We start from the raw sequence: 15,707 nt of genomic DNA, 5'->3' as shown, positions 1-15,707 counted from the left end.
AATGCCATGGCAAAACCGCGCCTAATCCGCAATTTACCTCTTGGAAACCCACGCCATCTGCCCTAAAGAGACTTGCGGAGTAAAGCGTGCGATTCGTCGTGCGCTTTATTTCGTTTCGTCCAAGACGGTGGGCGGTGCCATATGGCCCCTTAATCTCCTGCCTGAGACGGGTAAGACCAAAGAATTCTGAGGGTCGCGATCCTCGGGCGCATTTTGGCCAATCCCGTAACAACGGACCTGAACGCTGTGGTTTCGGCCGCAGCAAATATGAGCCGGGATGTCCAACATCCCAAACTTGGAGAGAACTGTGGATAGAGCCCAGAAAGAGAAAGTGGTCGAGGAACTCGGCCAAATCTTCGAAAGCTCTGGCGTCGTAGTGGTAGCTCACTACGCCGGTCTGACAGTTGCCGAGATGCAGGACCTTCGCGCACGTGCTCGTGACGCGGGTGGTGCCGTGCGTGTTGCCAAGAACAGGCTCGCCAAAATCGCCCTCGACGGAAAGCCATGTGAGAGCATCGCTGACCTGCTGACGGGTATGACCGTTCTGACCTATTCCGAGGACCCCGTGGCAGCAGCCAAGGTGGCCGAGGACTTCGCCAAGGAGAACAAGAAGTTCGAAATCCTTGGCGGTGCAATGGGCGAGAACGCTCTGGACCGCAAAGGCGTCGAAACAGTTTCGAAAATGCCGTCTCGCGAGGAGCTTATTGCTTCGATCGTGGGCTGCATTGGCGCACCTGCTTCGAACATCGCCGGCGCGATTGGCGCACCTGCAAGCAACATCGCAAGCATCCTTTCCACCATCGAAGAGAAGGCGGAAGCTGCGTAAGCGGTTGGCACTGAATGATCTGCGTAGGGAACACTCCCTGACGTTGGAACACACACTGTAAACGGAAAGAGCTGATAAAATGGCTGATCTGAAAGCACTCGCAGAAAGCATCGTGGGTCTGACCCTGCTGGAAGCACAAGAACTGAAAACCATCCTCAAAGACGAATACGGCATCGAGCCCGCAGCTGGCGGCGCCGTAATGGTTGCAGCTGGTGGCGACGCCGGTGGCGCAGCTGAGGAAGAAAAAACCGAATTCGACGTCGTTCTGAAGAACGCCGGCGCTTCGAAAATCAACGTGATCAAAGAAGTTCGCGGCATCACCGGTCTGGGCCTGAAAGAAGCCAAGGAACTGGTCGAAGCTGGCGGCAAGATCAAAGAAGGCGTGTCGAAAGACGAAGCCGAAGAAGTCAAAGGCAAGCTGGAAGCAGCTGGCGCCGAAGTCGAGCTGGCCTAAGCCAACCGACAGGTGCATCGCTGATGCGCCGAAAATTCAGGCTGGGCCCAGAGAAATCCGGGTCCAGCCGAACCTGTCTTAGAAAGGGCCTCATGTCTTGGGGCGTTTTCTAAGACACGGTTTTCGGATCGGGAGGCCACCTTCGGGACGGTGGCCACGAATTGATCCGGACGTGTCGTCTCGATTGTGCAAGATGCCGGGGCCCGACGGTGTCTTTGCCCGCTGAGAACATCGAAAGGTGACATCTGACATGGCTCAAACGTTCCTTGGCCAGAAACGTCTTCGTAAATATTACGGCAAAATCCGCGAAGTTTTGGAAATGCCGAACCTCATTGAGGTCCAGAAATCTTCATATGATCTTTTCCTGCGCTCCGGCGATGCAGAACAGCCCACAGACGGCGAAGGCATCAAAGGCGTGTTCCAGTCGGTTTTCCCGATCAAGGATTTCAACGAAACCTCCGTGCTGGAGTTCGTGAAATACGATCTGGAAAAACCCAAATATGACGTCGAAGAGTGCATGCAGCGCGACATGACCTACAGCGCGCCGCTGAAGGTTACTCTGCGTCTGATCGTGTTTGATGTCGATGAGGACACCGGCGCGAAATCGGTCAAAGACATCAAGGAACAGGACGTGTTCATGGGCGACATGCCCCTGATGACACCGAACGGAACGTTCATCGTGAACGGCACCGAGCGTGTAATTGTCAGCCAGATGCACCGCTCGCCCGGTGTGTTCTTTGACCACGACAAGGGCAAGACCCACTCGTCCGGTAAACTGCTGTTTGCCTGCCGCATCATCCCGTATCGCGGCAGCTGGCTGGACTTTGAGTTCGACGCCAAGGACATCGTGTTCGCCCGTATCGACCGTCGCCGCAAGCTGCCTGTGACCACCCTGCTGTACGCACTGGGTCTGGATCAGGAAGCGATCATGGACGCGTATTACAACACCGTGTCCTACAAGCTGGACAAGAAGAAAGGCTGGGTCACGCCGTTCTTCCCCGAGCGTGTGCGCGGGACCCGTCCGACATACGATCTGATCGACGCGAAATCAGGTGAAGTGATTGCCGAAGCGGGCAAGAAAGTCACGCCGCGCGCCGTGAAGAAGCTGATAGACGAAGGCAACGTCACCGACCTGCTAGTTCCCTTCGACAACATCGTCGGCAAGTATGTCGCAAAGGACATCATCAACGAAGAAAACGGCGCGATCTATGTCGAAGCCGGTGATGAGCTGACCCTGGAATACGACAAGGACGGCGACCTTATCGGTGGCACCGTCAAGGACCTGATGGATGCGGGCATCACCGACATCCCGGTTCTGGACATCGACAACGTTAATGTCGGCCCCTACATGCGCAACACCATGGCTCAGGACAAGAACATGAGCCGCGAAACCGCGCTGATGGACATCTACCGCGTCATGCGCCCGGGCGAACCGCCCACCGTCGAGGCTGCGTCGGCTCTGTTCGACACGCTGTTCTTCGACAGCGAGCGCTATGACCTGTCCGCTGTTGGTCGCGTGAAGATGAACATGCGTCTGGCTCTGGACGCGCCTGACACTCTGCGTACCCTGCGCCGCGAAGACATCGTGGCCTGCATCAAGGCGCTGGTGGAACTGCGTGACGGCAAAGGCGACGTGGACGATATCGACCACCTCGGCAACCGACGTGTGCGCTCGGTCGGCGAACTGATGGAGAACCAGTACCGCGTTGGCCTGCTGCGTATGGAACGCGCGATCAAAGAGCGTATGTCGTCAGTCGAGATCGACACCGTCATGCCTCAGGACCTGATCAACGCGAAACCGGCTGCGGCTGCTGTCCGCGAATTCTTCGGCTCGTCGCAGCTGTCGCAGTTCATGGACCAGACCAACCCGCTGTCGGAAGTCACCCACAAACGCCGCCTCTCGGCGCTTGGCCCCGGTGGTCTGACGCGTGAGCGTGCGGGCTTTGAGGTACGCGACGTACACCCGACCCACTATGGCCGGATGTGCCCGATTGAAACGCCCGAAGGTCCGAACATCGGTCTGATCAACTCGCTGGCCACCTTTGCCCGCGTGAACAAGTATGGCTTCATCGAAACACCCTATCGTGTCGTCAAAGACGCCGAGGTGACCGATGAGGTTCACTACATGTCCGCGACCGAAGAAATGCGTCACACCGTGGCGCAGGCGAACGCGACCTTGGATGCGGATGGCAAGTTCATCAATGATCTGGTGTCGACCCGTCAGGCCGGTGACTACACCCTCGCTCCGCGCGAGAATGTTGACCTGATCGACGTGTCGCCGAAACAGCTGGTATCGGTCGCTGCATCGCTGATCCCGTTCCTTGAAAATGACGACGCCAACCGCGCTCTGATGGGCTCGAACATGCAACGTCAGGCGGTTCCGCTGCTGCGGGCCGAGGCACCGCTGGTCGGTACCGGCATTGAGGAAAAGGTTGCGATTGACTCGGGCGCTGCGATTCAGGCGAAACGCGCCGGTATCATCGACCAGGTCGATGCCCAGCGTATCGTTATCCGCGCGACTGAGGATCTGGAACTGGGCGACGCTGGCGTTGACATCTATCGTCTGCGCAAATTCCAGCGTTCGAACCAGAACACCTGCATCAACCAGCGTCCGCTGATCAAGGTGGGTGACACCGTCCAGAAGGGCGAGGTCATTGCCGACGGTCCGTCGACCGATATGGGTGAACTGGCACTTGGTAAAAACGTGGTCGTCGCGTTCATGCCGTGGAACGGTTACAACTACGAAGACTCGATCCTGATCTCGGAACGTATCGCGCGTGACGACGTCTTTACCTCGGTCCATATCGAGGAATTTGAAGTCGCCGCCCGTGACACCAAGCTGGGCCCGGAAGAGATCACCCGTGACATCCCGAATGTGGGTGAAGAAGCGCTGCGCAACCTCGACGAGGCGGGCATCGTTTACATCGGCGCGGATGTTGAGCCGGGCGATATTCTGGTCGGCAAGATCACTCCGAAGGGCGAAAGCCCGATGACCCCGGAAGAAAAGCTGCTGCGCGCCATCTTTGGTGAAAAAGCATCTGACGTGCGCGACACCTCGCTGCGCGTGAAGCCGGGCGATTACGGTACGGTCGTTGAGGTCCGCGTTTTCAACCGTCACGGCGTCGAAAAAGACGAGCGTGCGCTGCAGATCGAGCGTGAGGAAGTCGAACGTCTGGCCCGTGACCGGGACGACGAGCTGGCGATCCTTGACCGCAACATCTATGCGCGTCTGCGAGGCCTGATCCTGGGCAAAACCGCTGTCAAAGGCCCGAAAGGCGTCAAGGCAGGGTCGGTGATCACCGAGGAACTGCTGGAAACCCTGACCCGTGGTCAGTGGTGGCAGCTGGCGCTGGAAGGCGAGCAGGACGCACAGATCGTTGAGGCTCTGAACGAGCAGTACGAAGTGCAGAAACGCGCTCTGGACGCTCGTTTCGAAGACAAGGTCGAAAAAGTCCGCCGTGGCGACGACCTGCCGCCGGGTGTGATGAAGATGGTTAAAGTCTTCATCGCCGTGAAGCGCAAGCTGCAGCCGGGCGACAAGATGGCCGGTCGTCACGGGAACAAAGGTGTGATCTCCAAGGTTGTTCCGATGGAAGACATGCCGTTCCTGGCCGATGGTACTCCGGTTGACTTCTGTCTGAACCCGCTGGGTGTGCCTTCGCGTATGAACGTCGGTCAGATCCTTGAAACCCACATGGGTTGGGCCGCGCGCGGTCTGGGTCTGAACATTGACGACGCTCTGGGTGAATACCGCCGGTCCGGCGACCTGACCCCGGTGCGCGAAGCGATGAAGCTGGCCTATGGCGAAGATGTCTACGAAGAAGGCATCACCGGTCTGGACGAGGATGGCCTGATCGAGGCTGCGGGCAATGTGACCCGCGGTGTTCCGATCGCAACCCCGGTCTTTGACGGTGCCAAAGAGGCTGACGTCAACGACGCGCTGGTGCGTGCCGGCTTCTCGGAAAGCGGTCAGTCGGTTCTGTTCGACGGTCGTACCGGTGAGCAGTTTGCACGTCCCGTGACCGTGGGCATCAAGTACCTGCTGAAACTGCACCACCTTGTGGACGACAAAATCCACGCGCGTTCGACCGGGCCGTACAGCCTGGTGACCCAGCAGCCGCTGGGCGGTAAGGCGCAGTTCGGTGGTCAGCGCTTTGGTGAGATGGAAGTCTGGGCCTTGGAAGCTTACGGCGCCGCCTACACCCTGCAAGAGATGCTGACGGTGAAATCGGATGACGTAGCTGGCCGGACGAAGGTCTATGAGTCGATCGTCAAGGGCGAGGATAACTTTGAAGCGGGCGTACCGGAATCGTTCAACGTTCTGGTTAAAGAAGTCCGTGGCCTCGGCCTGAATATGGAACTCCTGGATGCGGAGGTTGAGGAGTAAGGGCGCTGCCCTTTCTCCCGTCCCCCCTTCCGCAAGATTTGAGGTAACAAATGAACCAGGAAATCACCAACAACCCGTTCAACCCGCTGACGCCCCCGAAGGTCTTTGACGAGATCAAGGTCTCGTTGGCGTCGCCCGAGCGGATCCTGTCTTGGTCCTATGGCGAGATCAAGAAACCCGAAACCATCAACTACCGGACGTTCAAGCCCGAGCGTGACGGCCTGTTCTGCGCGCGTATCTTTGGCCCGATCAAAGACTACGAATGTCTGTGCGGCAAATATAAGCGGATGAAGTATCGCGGCGTTGTCTGCGAGAAATGCGGTGTGGAAGTCACCCTGCAGAAAGTCCGCCGCGAGCGTATGGGCCATATCGAACTGGCCGCGCCCGTTGCGCATATCTGGTTCCTGAAATCGCTGCCGTCCCGCATCGGTCTGATGCTGGACATGACGCTGCGCGATCTGGAACGCGTTCTTTACTTTGAAAACTATGTCGTTATCGAGCCCGGTCTGACCGACCTGACCTATGGCCAGATGCTGACCGAAGAAGAGTACATGGACGCGCAGGATGCTTACGGCATGGACGCGTTCACCGCGAATATCGGTGCCGAAGCCATCCGCGAGATGCTGGCCCAGATTGATCTGGAAGCCGAAGCTGAGCAGCTGCGCGCTGATCTGGCCGAAGCAACCGGTGAACTGAAGCCCAAGAAAATCATCAAGCGTTTGAAGGTTGTTGAATCCTTCCTCGAGTCGGGCAACCGGCCAGAGTGGATGGTGATGACCGTGATCCCGGTCATTCCGCCGGAACTGCGTCCGCTGGTTCCGCTGGATGGTGGCCGTTTCGCGACTTCGGATCTGAACGATCTGTACCGCCGCGTCATCAACCGGAACAACCGTCTCAAGCGTCTGATCGAACTGCGCGCGCCTGACATCATCGTGCGTAACGAAAAGAGGATGTTGCAGGAATCCGTGGATGCTCTGTTCGACAACGGCCGTCGTGGCCGCGTGATCACCGGTGCCAACAAGCGTCCGCTGAAATCGCTGTCGGACATGCTGAAGGGTAAGCAGGGTCGCTTCCGTCAGAACCTTTTGGGGAAACGCGTCGACTTCTCGGGCCGTTCGGTCATTGTGACCGGTCCGGAACTCAAGCTGCACCAGTGTGGTCTGCCCAAGAAGATGGCGCTGGAACTGTTCAAGCCGTTCATCTACTCGCGCCTTGAAGCCAAGGGTCTGTCTTCGACCGTGAAACAGGCGAAGAAACTGGTCGAGAAAGAGCGTCCCGAAGTGTGGGATATCCTCGATGAGGTGATCCGCGAACACCCTGTCATGCTGAACCGTGCGCCGACTCTGCACCGTCTGGGCATTCAGGCGTTCGAGCCGGTCCTGATCGAAGGTAAAGCCATCCAGCTGCACCCGCTGGTCTGTTCGGCTTTTAACGCCGACTTCGACGGTGACCAGATGGCTGTTCACGTCCCGCTGAGCCTTGAGGCGCAGCTGGAAGCCCGTGTTCTGATGATGTCGACGAACAACGTTCTGTCGCCTGCAAACGGCGCGCCGATCATCGTTCCGTCGCAGGATATGATCCTGGGTCTCTACTATGTGACCCTGGAGCGCGAAGGCATGCCGGGTGAAGGCAAGGTGTTCGGTTCGATCGACGAAGTTCAGCACGCGCTGGATTCCGGCGAAGTGCACCTGCACTCCAAGATCACCGCGCGGATCACGCAGATCGACGACGAAGGCAACGAAGTTCAGAAGCGCTATGACACCACTCCGGGCCGTCTGCGTCTGGGTGCTCTGTTGCCGATGAACAACAAGGCGCCTTTCGATCTGGTCAACCGCCTGCTGCGGAAGAAAGAAGTGCAGCAGGTGATCGACACCGTCTACCGGTATTGCGGTCAGAAAGAGTCGGTTATCTTCTGTGACCAGATCATGTCGATGGGCTTCAAAGAAGCGTTCAAGGCGGGCATCTCGTTCGGTAAGGACGACATGGTCATTCCCGATGACAAGTGGGGCATCGTTGATGACACCCGCGGTCAGGTGAAGGACTTTGAACAGCAGTACATGGACGGCCTGATCACTCAGGGTGAAAAGTACAACAAAGTTGTCGATGCCTGGTCGAAGTGTAACGACCGCGTCACCGAGGCGATGATGTCGACGATCTCGTCGTCGGATCGGGCTGAGGACGGCTCCGAGCAGGAACCGAACTCGGTCTACATGATGGCCCACTCGGGTGCGCGTGGCTCGGTCACTCAGATGAAACAGCTGGGCGGTATGCGCGGCCTGATGGCCAAGCCGAACGGTGACATCATCGAAACGCCGATCATCTCAAACTTTAAAGAAGGTCTGACCGTTCTCGAGTACTTCAACTCGACCCACGGTGCCCGTAAGGGTCTGTCGGATACCGCTCTGAAGACGGCGAACTCGGGGTACCTGACCCGTCGTCTGGTGGACGTGGCGCAGGACTGTATCGTGCGTGAGATCGACTGTGGCACAGAACGTGCAATCACAGCCGAAGCAGCCGTGAACGACGGTGAGGTTGTTGCCTCGCTGGCCGAACGTGTGCTGGGCCGTGTGGCGGCTGACGATGTTCTGCGTCCGGGCACCGATGAGGTGATCGTCGCAGCTGGTCAGCTGATCGACGAACGTATGGCCGACACCATCGACGAGGCCGGTGTTGCGTCGATGCGCATCCGTTCGCCTCTGACCTGTGAGTCCGAGGAAGGCGTCTGTGCAACCTGCTATGGTCGTGACCTTGCACGCGGCACCATGGTCAACACGGGTGAAGCTGTCGGCATCATCGCCGCGCAGTCGATCGGTGAACCCGGTACGCAGCTGACCATGCGGACCTTCCACATCGGTGGTGTTGCGCAAGGTGGTCAGCAGTCGTTCCAGGAAGCCAACCAGGAAGGCGTTGTCGCGTTCGAGAACCCGCAGATTCTGATCAATGCCGCAGGCGAAAGCCTGGTCATGGGCCGGAACATGAAGCTGGTTATCAACGACGAACACGGCGAAGAGCGTGCCAGCTTCAAGCTGGGCTATGGATCGAAGCTGTTCGTCAAGGACGGCGCAACGGTTGCCCGCGGCGACAAGCTGTTCGAATGGGATCCCTACACCCTGCCGATCATCGCCGAGAAAGCCGGTACTGCGAAATATGTCGACTTGGTTTCGGGCCTTGCTGTCCGCGACGAGACCGACGAAGCAACCGGTATGACCCAGAAGATCGTGATCGACTGGCGCGCGGCCCCCAAAGGCAGCGACCTCAAGCCCGAGATCATTCTGGTTGGTGAAGATGGCGAACCAGTCCGCAACGACGCGGGCAACCCGGTTCACTATCCGATGTCGGTGGATGCGATCCTTTCGGTCGAAGACGGTCAGACCGTCGAAGCCGGTGACGTTGTAGCGCGTATCCCGCGTGAAGGTGCCAAGACCAAGGACATCACCGGTGGTCTGCCGCGTGTGGCCGAACTGTTCGAAGCCCGCCGTCCAAAAGATCACGCGATCATCGCAGAAGCCGATGGTTACGTGCGCTTTGGCCGCGACTACAAGAACAAGCGCCGCATCAGCATCGAACCGGCGGACGAGTCCATGGAGACCATCGAGTACATGGTACCCAAGGGCAAGCACATCCCGGTCGCCGAAGGGGACTTCATCCAGAAGGGTGAATACCTGATGGACGGTAACCCGGCTCCGCACGACATCCTTTCCATCATGGGTGTCGAAGCGCTGGCGGATTACATGATCGACGAGGTGCAGGACGTCTATCGTCTGCAGGGCGTGAAGATCAATGACAAGCACATCGAGGTCATCGTGCGCCAGATGCTGCAGAAGTGGGAGATCCTGGATTCAGGCGACACCACCCTGCTGAAAGGCGAGCATGTCGACAAGCAAGAGTTCGACGCGGCCAACGAGAAGACCATCGCCCGCGGTGGTCGTCCGGCCCAAGGCGAGCCGATCCTTCTGGGGATCACCAAAGCCTCGCTGCAAACGCGTTCGTTCATCTCGGCGGCGTCGTTCCAGGAAACCACTCGTGTCCTGACCGAAGCTTCGGTTCAGGGCAAGAAAGACAAGCTGGTTGGCCTGAAGGAGAACGTCATCGTCGGTCGTCTGATTCCCGCCGGTACCGGTGGTGCCACTCAGGCCGTGCGTCAGGTCGCCCAGACCCGCGATAACGTCGTCATCGAAGCCCGCCGCGAAGAGGCCGAAGCGGCTGCTGCGCTGGCGGCGCCGGTCATCGACGACGACATGGTCGGGGATGAGCTGGACATCGTGGTCGACGCCCCCGAAAGCCGCGAATAAGCGCGGTTTCAGAACAAAGAACAGGCCCTGCGGAAACGCGGGGCCTTTTTTGTTGTTGTGGTCTTGCTGAACAGAGGGCCGATAGTATCAAAAAAACCGCGCAGTGGGCTCAGGCAATGCGACAGACATGCGCTCAAATGCTCAGATTCAGGAACAGAACGCCAAGCGCAACCCCCACAAACGCGCCTGGGGTGTTACCGTTTTTCACAGATTCCGGTGCCAGATCAGAAATTGCTTGAAGGTTTAAAAATAGAAAAAAACACAACAAACGAGCAGAGAGCGCCCCAAAACATTAGGTCAAATCTGATAGGGGTCGGGGCAGACTTAGGCTTGCGGGCGCGCGGCTGTGCCACACTTGCTTTTGGTTGCGGCTGAACACCACTGGTTTGGTAGCGACGTGGTTGCTGACCAAAACCTTGAGAATTCTTCGCAAACATAAACTCTCCAAAAAACTGACGTCAGAATGGTCAAATTTTTTAACACATTGATACGACTTGCAAATCACTTTTCCGGCCGCGTGTATTGACTTGCAGTTCGTCATCCCCGCGAATGAGTATGAAGATATCTGAGTTCTGTTTCCATGACCCCAAACATAAAAGGCGCCCTGCTGATGATGGGCAGTATGGCGGCGTTTACCATCAATGATACGCTGATCAAGCTGGCAGGGGCCGAGGTACCTCTGTTCCAGATGGTGGCCATGCGCGGGGTATTGGCGACGGTTCTTGTGTATCTTATGGCGCGCAACCTGGGGGCGCTGCATTTGCACTTCCCGCGACATGACAAGTGGCTGATCGGTGCGCGTAGCCTGGCCGAACTGTCGGCCACGTTCTTTTTCCTGACCGCACTGCTGCATATGCCGCTTGCCAATGTGACGGCGGTCTTGCAGGCACTGCCGCTGACCGTGACTTTGGGCGCGGTTCTGTTTTTTCGCGAACAGATCGGGTGGCGGCGCATTCTGGCTATCGGGATGGGGTTTGTGGGGATGCTGCTGATCGTCCGACCAGGTCCGGAGGGGTTTAGCATCTATGCGATTTACGCACTGATCGCCGTGATCTCGGTCACGGTGCGGGATCTAATCACGCGGCGCATGTCCAGTGAGGTGCCGTCGCTGGTTGTGACGCTGGCCACAAGCGTCACCATCACCGTTTCGGCCTCGATTGCGACCGTATCAACAGGTTGGGTGCCAGTTTCGCCCGGAGCGGGCGTGATGGTGGGGACGGCGGCGGTGTTTGTACTGATGGGCTATCTGTTCAGCGTCATGGTTATGCGCGAGGGCGATGTGGGGTTCATCGCGCCGTTTCGTTACTCCAGCTTGCTTTGGGCCCTGGGTTTGGGTTGGGTCGTGTTCGGAGACTGGCCAGACGCTGTAACCATGGCAGGTGCCGCGCTGGTCGTGGGTGCCGGGCTTTTCACCCTATTCCGTGAGCGGGCAGTTCACCCACCCGAGTGAACCCGACGCACGGCGTCCTGATCGATGGCAAAGCGGGCGATGAACTCGCCCTCTTGTTCGGGGGTCAGGGGTGCAAGCTGAGTGTTGCTTTTGCGGGCATGGGGTGAATCGTTGAACGAATTCAGCGTGCGCACCCACATCGGCGCGTCTGGATAGCTGATCACCGGCATGTAGTTACCGATCCGGTGATGCCCAAAATTCATGATTGTCAGATCACTTCCACCCCGCACGTACATGGCAAACCCGATCCCCAGCAGCGGTTGAAACACCTGCGCGGCGTGAATGCCCTCGGGCCCGAACCGTGCCAGAAACCCTTGGTTATAGTCGATGGCAACCGTTTTGTGGTTGCGCATCAGCGCGCCGCCTTCGTCAGCGGCGATACGTAGCCGTTCGACGAAATCCACCGACACGGCGTCGTCATCATCATGCCGGAATTGGATGCAGGGCATGTTGGGATCGTGACGTGCGGCGTTCAGGATCTCTTTCATCACCCGGCGGTGGCGCATGGGGCGACGGGCGATGATCTGCACCTGCTTCATGCCTGTGGTCAGGTCGTGCAGCCGATCAAAGGCGGGTTTCGGTAGGCAATCCCCGATCACGATGAGCAATTGGAAATCCTCATCCGTCTGTTCGCGCAGACAGGGCAGAGTGGTGGTTTCGAACAGGCGAAACCTCTCTTCCAGCCGGGTAGGGTGGTAGAGATAGGCGCGCCGTTCCTCGATCGTGTCATGTTCGACCTGAAAGCCGCCATGAGCGGGGTAGGAAAAGCGGCACAGGCCGATGATTTGCATGGGTCATCCGTAGTGCGTGGCGTTGTGGCTGACTATGCCCCTGCGGTCGCGAACTCGCAACGGTCAGCAGTACTGGCGGCCGACAATCGGACCGGATATATCAGCGCAAAGCGGCCTGTCGTGCGGTGGGTCCGGTGTACTGTTGACACTTGCGCCGACTCCCCCTATTACGCGCCCATCTCGGTACCGGGGGCCGCCCCAAAACCGATCTCAGTAATGGACTGGTCAAGACCCGGACAATTTTGCAGTTCGCGTCCTCTGATAACCAACCGCGACGTTCACCTCGGAATGGGAACGCTCGCGGGTTTTGCGCTTGTGGACGCATGAGTGCAGCAAAGTTTAACCGCACGCAACCCGCGTGCATGTCATGTGTGTTGCAAAACGGGGAAGAAACCGGAATGCCAACTATTCAACAGCTGATCCGCAAGCCGCGGCAGCCCAAAGTAAAACGCTCGAAGTCCATGCACCTGGAGCAGTGCCCGCAGAAACGCGGCGTCTGCACCCGTGTGTATACCACCACACCGAAAAAGCCGAACTCGGCTATGCGTAAGGTTGCCAAAGTGCGCCTGACCAACGGGTTCGAGGTCATCTCGTACATCCCCGGTGAAAGCCACAACCTGCAGGAACACTCGGTTGTTCTGATCCGTGGCGGCCGTGTAAAAGACCTTCCCGGTGTGCGTTACCACATCCTGCGCGGTGTTCTGGATACTCAGGGCGTCAAAGATCGTAAGCAACGTCGTTCGAAATACGGCGCGAAGCGTCCCAAGTAAGAAGGAGAGGCTGATATGTCACGTCGTCACGCCGCCGAAAAACGCGAAGTCCTGCCTGACGCCAAATTTGGCGACAAGGTTCTGACCAAGTTCATGAACAACCTGATGATCGACGGCAAGAAGTCGGTCGCAGAGCGCATCGTTTACAACGCCTTTGACCGTGTTGAGAACAAGATCAAGCGCGCACCTGTCGAAGTTTTCCACGAAGCGCTCGACAACATCAAACCGTCGGTCGAGGTTCGCTCGCGCCGGGTTGGTGGTGCAACCTATCAGGTTCCGGTCGAAGTACGCCCCGAGCGCCGCGAAGCACTGGCCATCCGCTGGCTGATCACCGCCGCGCGCGGTCGCAACGAAAACACCATGGAAGAACGCCTCGCCGGTGAGCTGCTGGACGCTGTACAGTCCCGCGGTACTGCCGTGAAGAAGCGCGAAGACACCCACAAGATGGCCGAGGCGAACAAAGCCTTCAGCCACTACCGTTGGTAATCCAGAGGCTTATCCAAAATGGCACGCGAATATCCGCTCGAACTATACCGTAACTTCGGTATCATGGCGCACATCGACGCAGGTAAGACCACCTGCTCGGAGCGTATCCTGTATTACACTGGTAAATCTCACAACATCGGTGAGGTGCACGATGGTGCAGCCACCATGGACTGGATGGAGCAGGAGCAGGAACGCGGCATCACCATCACTTCGGCTGCGACCACCACTTTCTGGGAGCGCACCGAAGACGGTAAAACCGCCGATACCCCCAAGCACCGCCTGAACATCATCGACACCCCCGGCCACGTTGACTTCACCATCGAAGTCGAACGCTCGCTGGCGGTTCTCGACGGTGCCGTCTGCGTTCTGGACGCAAACGCCGGTGTTGAGCCCCAGACCGAAACCGTGTGGCGTCAGGCTGACCGCTACAAGGTTCCGCGTATGGTTTTCGTCAACAAGATGGACAAGATCGGCGCAGACTTCTTCAACTGCGTTCGCATGATCGAAGACCGCACCGGCGCACGCGCCGTTCCGGTTGGCATTCCGATCGGCGCCGAGTCCGAGCTGGAAGGTCTGATTGACCTGGTTACCATGGAAGAGTGGCTGTGGCAGGGCGAAGATCTGGGCGCAAGCTGGATCAAAGCTCCGATCCGCGACAGCCTGAAAGACATGGCTGACGAATGGCGCGGCAAGATGATCGAAGCGGCCGTCGAAATGGACGACGACGCGATGATGGAATACCTGGAAGGCAATGAGCCCGACGTTCCGACCCTGCGCGCCCTGCTGCGCAAAGGGACCCTGGACATCGCGTTTGTTCCGGTTCTGGGTGGCTCGGCGTTCAAGAACAAAGGCGTTCAGCCTCTGCTTAACGCTGTGATCGACTATCTGCCCAGCCCGCTGGACGTTGTTGATTACATGGGCTTCAAACCCGGCGACGAGGAAGAAGTTCGTGACATCGCACGTCGTGCAGACGACGACATGGCCTTCTCGGGTCTGGCGTTCAAAATCATGAACGACCCCTTCGTTGGCTCGCTGACATTCACTCGGATCTACTCGGGCACCATGAACAAGGGTGACTCGATCCTGAACTCGACCAAAGGTAAGAAAGAGCGCATCGGTCGTATGATGATGATGCACTCGAACAACCGGGAAGAGATCGAAGAAGCGTTTGCAGGCGATATCATCGCGCTGGCAGGTCTGAAAGACACCACCACCGGTGACACCCTGTGTGACGCGAAGGATCCGGTGGTTCTGGAAACCATGACCTTCCCCGATCCGGTGATCGAGATCGCGGTTGAGCCCAAAACCAAGGGCGACCAAGAGAAGATGTCCCAGGGTCTGGCCCGTCTGGCCGCCGAAGACCCGTCCTTCCGCGTGGAAACCGACCTGGAATCGGGTCAGACCATCATGAAGGGCATGGGCGAACTTCACCTGGACATCCTGGTTGACCGTCTGAAGCGCGAGTTCAAGGTTGAAGCGAACATTGGTGCACCGCAGGTGGCCTATCGTGAAACCATCTCGATGCCGGTTGAACACACCTACACCCACAAGAAACAGTCGGGTGGTTCGGGTCAGTTTGGTGAAGTTAAGCTGGAAATCCAGCCGACCGAGCCAGGCGAAGGTTATTCGTTCGAAAGCCGCATCGTTGGTGGTGCCGTTCCGAAGGAATACATCCCGGGTGTTGAAAAAGGCATCAACTCGGTCATGGATAGCGGCCCGCTGGCTGGCTTCCCCGTGATCGACTTCAAGGTTGCCTTGCTGGACGGTAAGTTCCACGACGTTGACTCGAGCGTTCTGGCGTTCGAAATCGCGGCCCGTATGTGTATGCGTGAAGGCATGCGCAAAGCTGGCGCGAAGCTGTTGGAACCGATCATGAAGGTCGAGGTGATCACCCCGGAAGAATATACCGGCGGTATCATCGGCGACCTGACCTCGCGTCGTGGCCAGGTGTCTGGTCAGGAACCGCGCGGCAACGCGATCGCGATCGATGCGTTCGTTCCGCTGGCGAACATGTTCGGCTACATCAACACTCTGCGTTCGATGTCGTCGGGCCGTGCCCAGTTCACCATGCAGTTCGATCACTACGATCCGGTTCCGCAGAACATCTCGGACGAGATCCAGGCGAAATACGCATAACCAAAGATTTGAGGGAGTCCGGTTTACGGGCTCCCTTCATTACCGAAAAAGGAGGCCATCATGGCAAAGGAAAAGTTTGAGCGTACAAAACCGCACGTCAACATCGGCACGATTG

Annotated in this window: 9 protein-coding genes; 8 read left to right on the top strand and 1 reads right to left on the bottom strand. The window is 58.1% G+C overall.

The window, feature by feature from the left end:
* Nucleotides 1-307 precede the first annotated feature (307 nt).
* The 5 genes from rplJ to GOV80_RS04355 all read left to right on the top strand — a co-directional run bounded on the left by rplJ (nt 308) and on the right by GOV80_RS04355 (nt 11,409).
* Entirely contained in the window at nt 308-826 is a 519-nt protein-coding gene (rplJ, locus tag GOV80_RS04375; RefSeq protein WP_170774641.1) for a 50S ribosomal protein L10, read from the top strand.
* Between the two features lie 79 nt (nt 827-905).
* On the top strand, nt 906-1,280 hold the full coding sequence (gene rplL, locus GOV80_RS04370; RefSeq protein WP_010441182.1) for a 50S ribosomal protein L7/L12: 375 nt from the start codon (nt 906-908) through the stop codon (nt 1,278-1,280).
* 250 nt (nt 1,281-1,530) lie between these two features.
* Nucleotides 1,531-5,667 (top strand): DNA-directed RNA polymerase subunit beta, encoded by a 4,137-nt coding sequence (gene rpoB / locus GOV80_RS04365; protein WP_170783014.1) that lies wholly within the window; start codon nt 1,531-1,533, stop codon nt 5,665-5,667.
* 50 nt (nt 5,668-5,717) lie between these two features.
* Nucleotides 5,718-9,959, top strand: coding sequence for a DNA-directed RNA polymerase subunit beta' (gene rpoC / locus GOV80_RS04360; protein ID WP_170783013.1), 4,242 nt, complete (start codon nt 5,718-5,720; stop codon nt 9,957-9,959).
* 580 nt (nt 9,960-10,539) lie between these two features.
* Nucleotides 10,540-11,409, top strand: a complete 870-nt coding sequence (locus tag GOV80_RS04355) for a DMT family transporter (RefSeq protein ID WP_170783012.1) — start codon at nt 10,540-10,542, stop codon at nt 11,407-11,409.
* On the opposite strand, the gene GOV80_RS04350 is transcribed toward GOV80_RS04355, so the two are convergent.
* Entirely contained in the window at nt 11,394-12,200 is an 807-nt protein-coding gene (locus tag GOV80_RS04350; RefSeq protein ID WP_170783011.1) for a putative rhamnosyl transferase, read from the bottom strand. The genes GOV80_RS04355 and GOV80_RS04350 overlap by 16 nt on opposite strands.
* Nucleotides 12,201-12,598: 398 nt before the next feature.
* On the opposite strand from GOV80_RS04350, the gene rpsL reads away from it, so the two are divergent.
* From rpsL to fusA, 3 genes are read left to right on the top strand one after another with little or no spacing between them, the layout of a single operon-like run.
* A complete protein-coding gene (gene rpsL / locus GOV80_RS04345; RefSeq protein ID WP_005621086.1) occupies nt 12,599-12,970 on the top strand; it encodes a 30S ribosomal protein S12 in 372 nt (123 codons plus the stop codon).
* A gap of 15 nt (nt 12,971-12,985) precedes the next feature.
* Nucleotides 12,986-13,456, top strand: a complete 471-nt coding sequence (rpsG, locus tag GOV80_RS04340) for a 30S ribosomal protein S7 (RefSeq protein ID WP_039529242.1) — start codon at nt 12,986-12,988, stop codon at nt 13,454-13,456.
* 18 nt (nt 13,457-13,474) lie between these two features.
* Complete coding sequence (gene fusA / locus GOV80_RS04335) at nt 13,475-15,592, top strand: elongation factor G (protein WP_170774631.1); 2,118 nt, start codon at nt 13,475-13,477, stop codon at nt 15,590-15,592.
* Nucleotides 15,593-15,707: the final 115 nt, after the last annotated feature.

Source organism: Ruegeria lacuscaerulensis (genome assembly GCF_013034685.1).
GTDB classification, from domain to species: Bacteria; Pseudomonadota; Alphaproteobacteria; order Rhodobacterales; family Rhodobacteraceae; genus Ruegeria; species Ruegeria lacuscaerulensis_B.
This window is presented reverse-complemented; position numbering and strand designations above follow the sequence as displayed.

Coding starts and splice junctions, on each gene's coding strand:
- rplL (WP_010441182.1), top strand. CDS start 906: ATGGCTGATCTGAAAGCACTCGCAGAAAGCATCGTGGGTCTGACCCTG.
- rpoB (WP_170783014.1), top strand. CDS start 1,531: ATGGCTCAAACGTTCCTTGGCCAGAAACGTCTTCGTAAATATTACGGC.
- rpoC (WP_170783013.1), top strand. CDS start 5,718: ATGAACCAGGAAATCACCAACAACCCGTTCAACCCGCTGACGCCCCCG.
- GOV80_RS04355 (WP_170783012.1), top strand. CDS start 10,540: ATGACCCCAAACATAAAAGGCGCCCTGCTGATGATGGGCAGTATGGCG.
- GOV80_RS04350 (WP_170783011.1), bottom strand. CDS start 12,200: ATGCAAATCATCGGCCTGTGCCGCTTTTCCTACCCCGCTCATGGCGGC.
- rpsL (WP_005621086.1), top strand. CDS start 12,599: ATGCCAACTATTCAACAGCTGATCCGCAAGCCGCGGCAGCCCAAAGTA.
- rpsG (WP_039529242.1), top strand. CDS start 12,986: ATGTCACGTCGTCACGCCGCCGAAAAACGCGAAGTCCTGCCTGACGCC.
- fusA (WP_170774631.1), top strand. CDS start 13,475: ATGGCACGCGAATATCCGCTCGAACTATACCGTAACTTCGGTATCATG.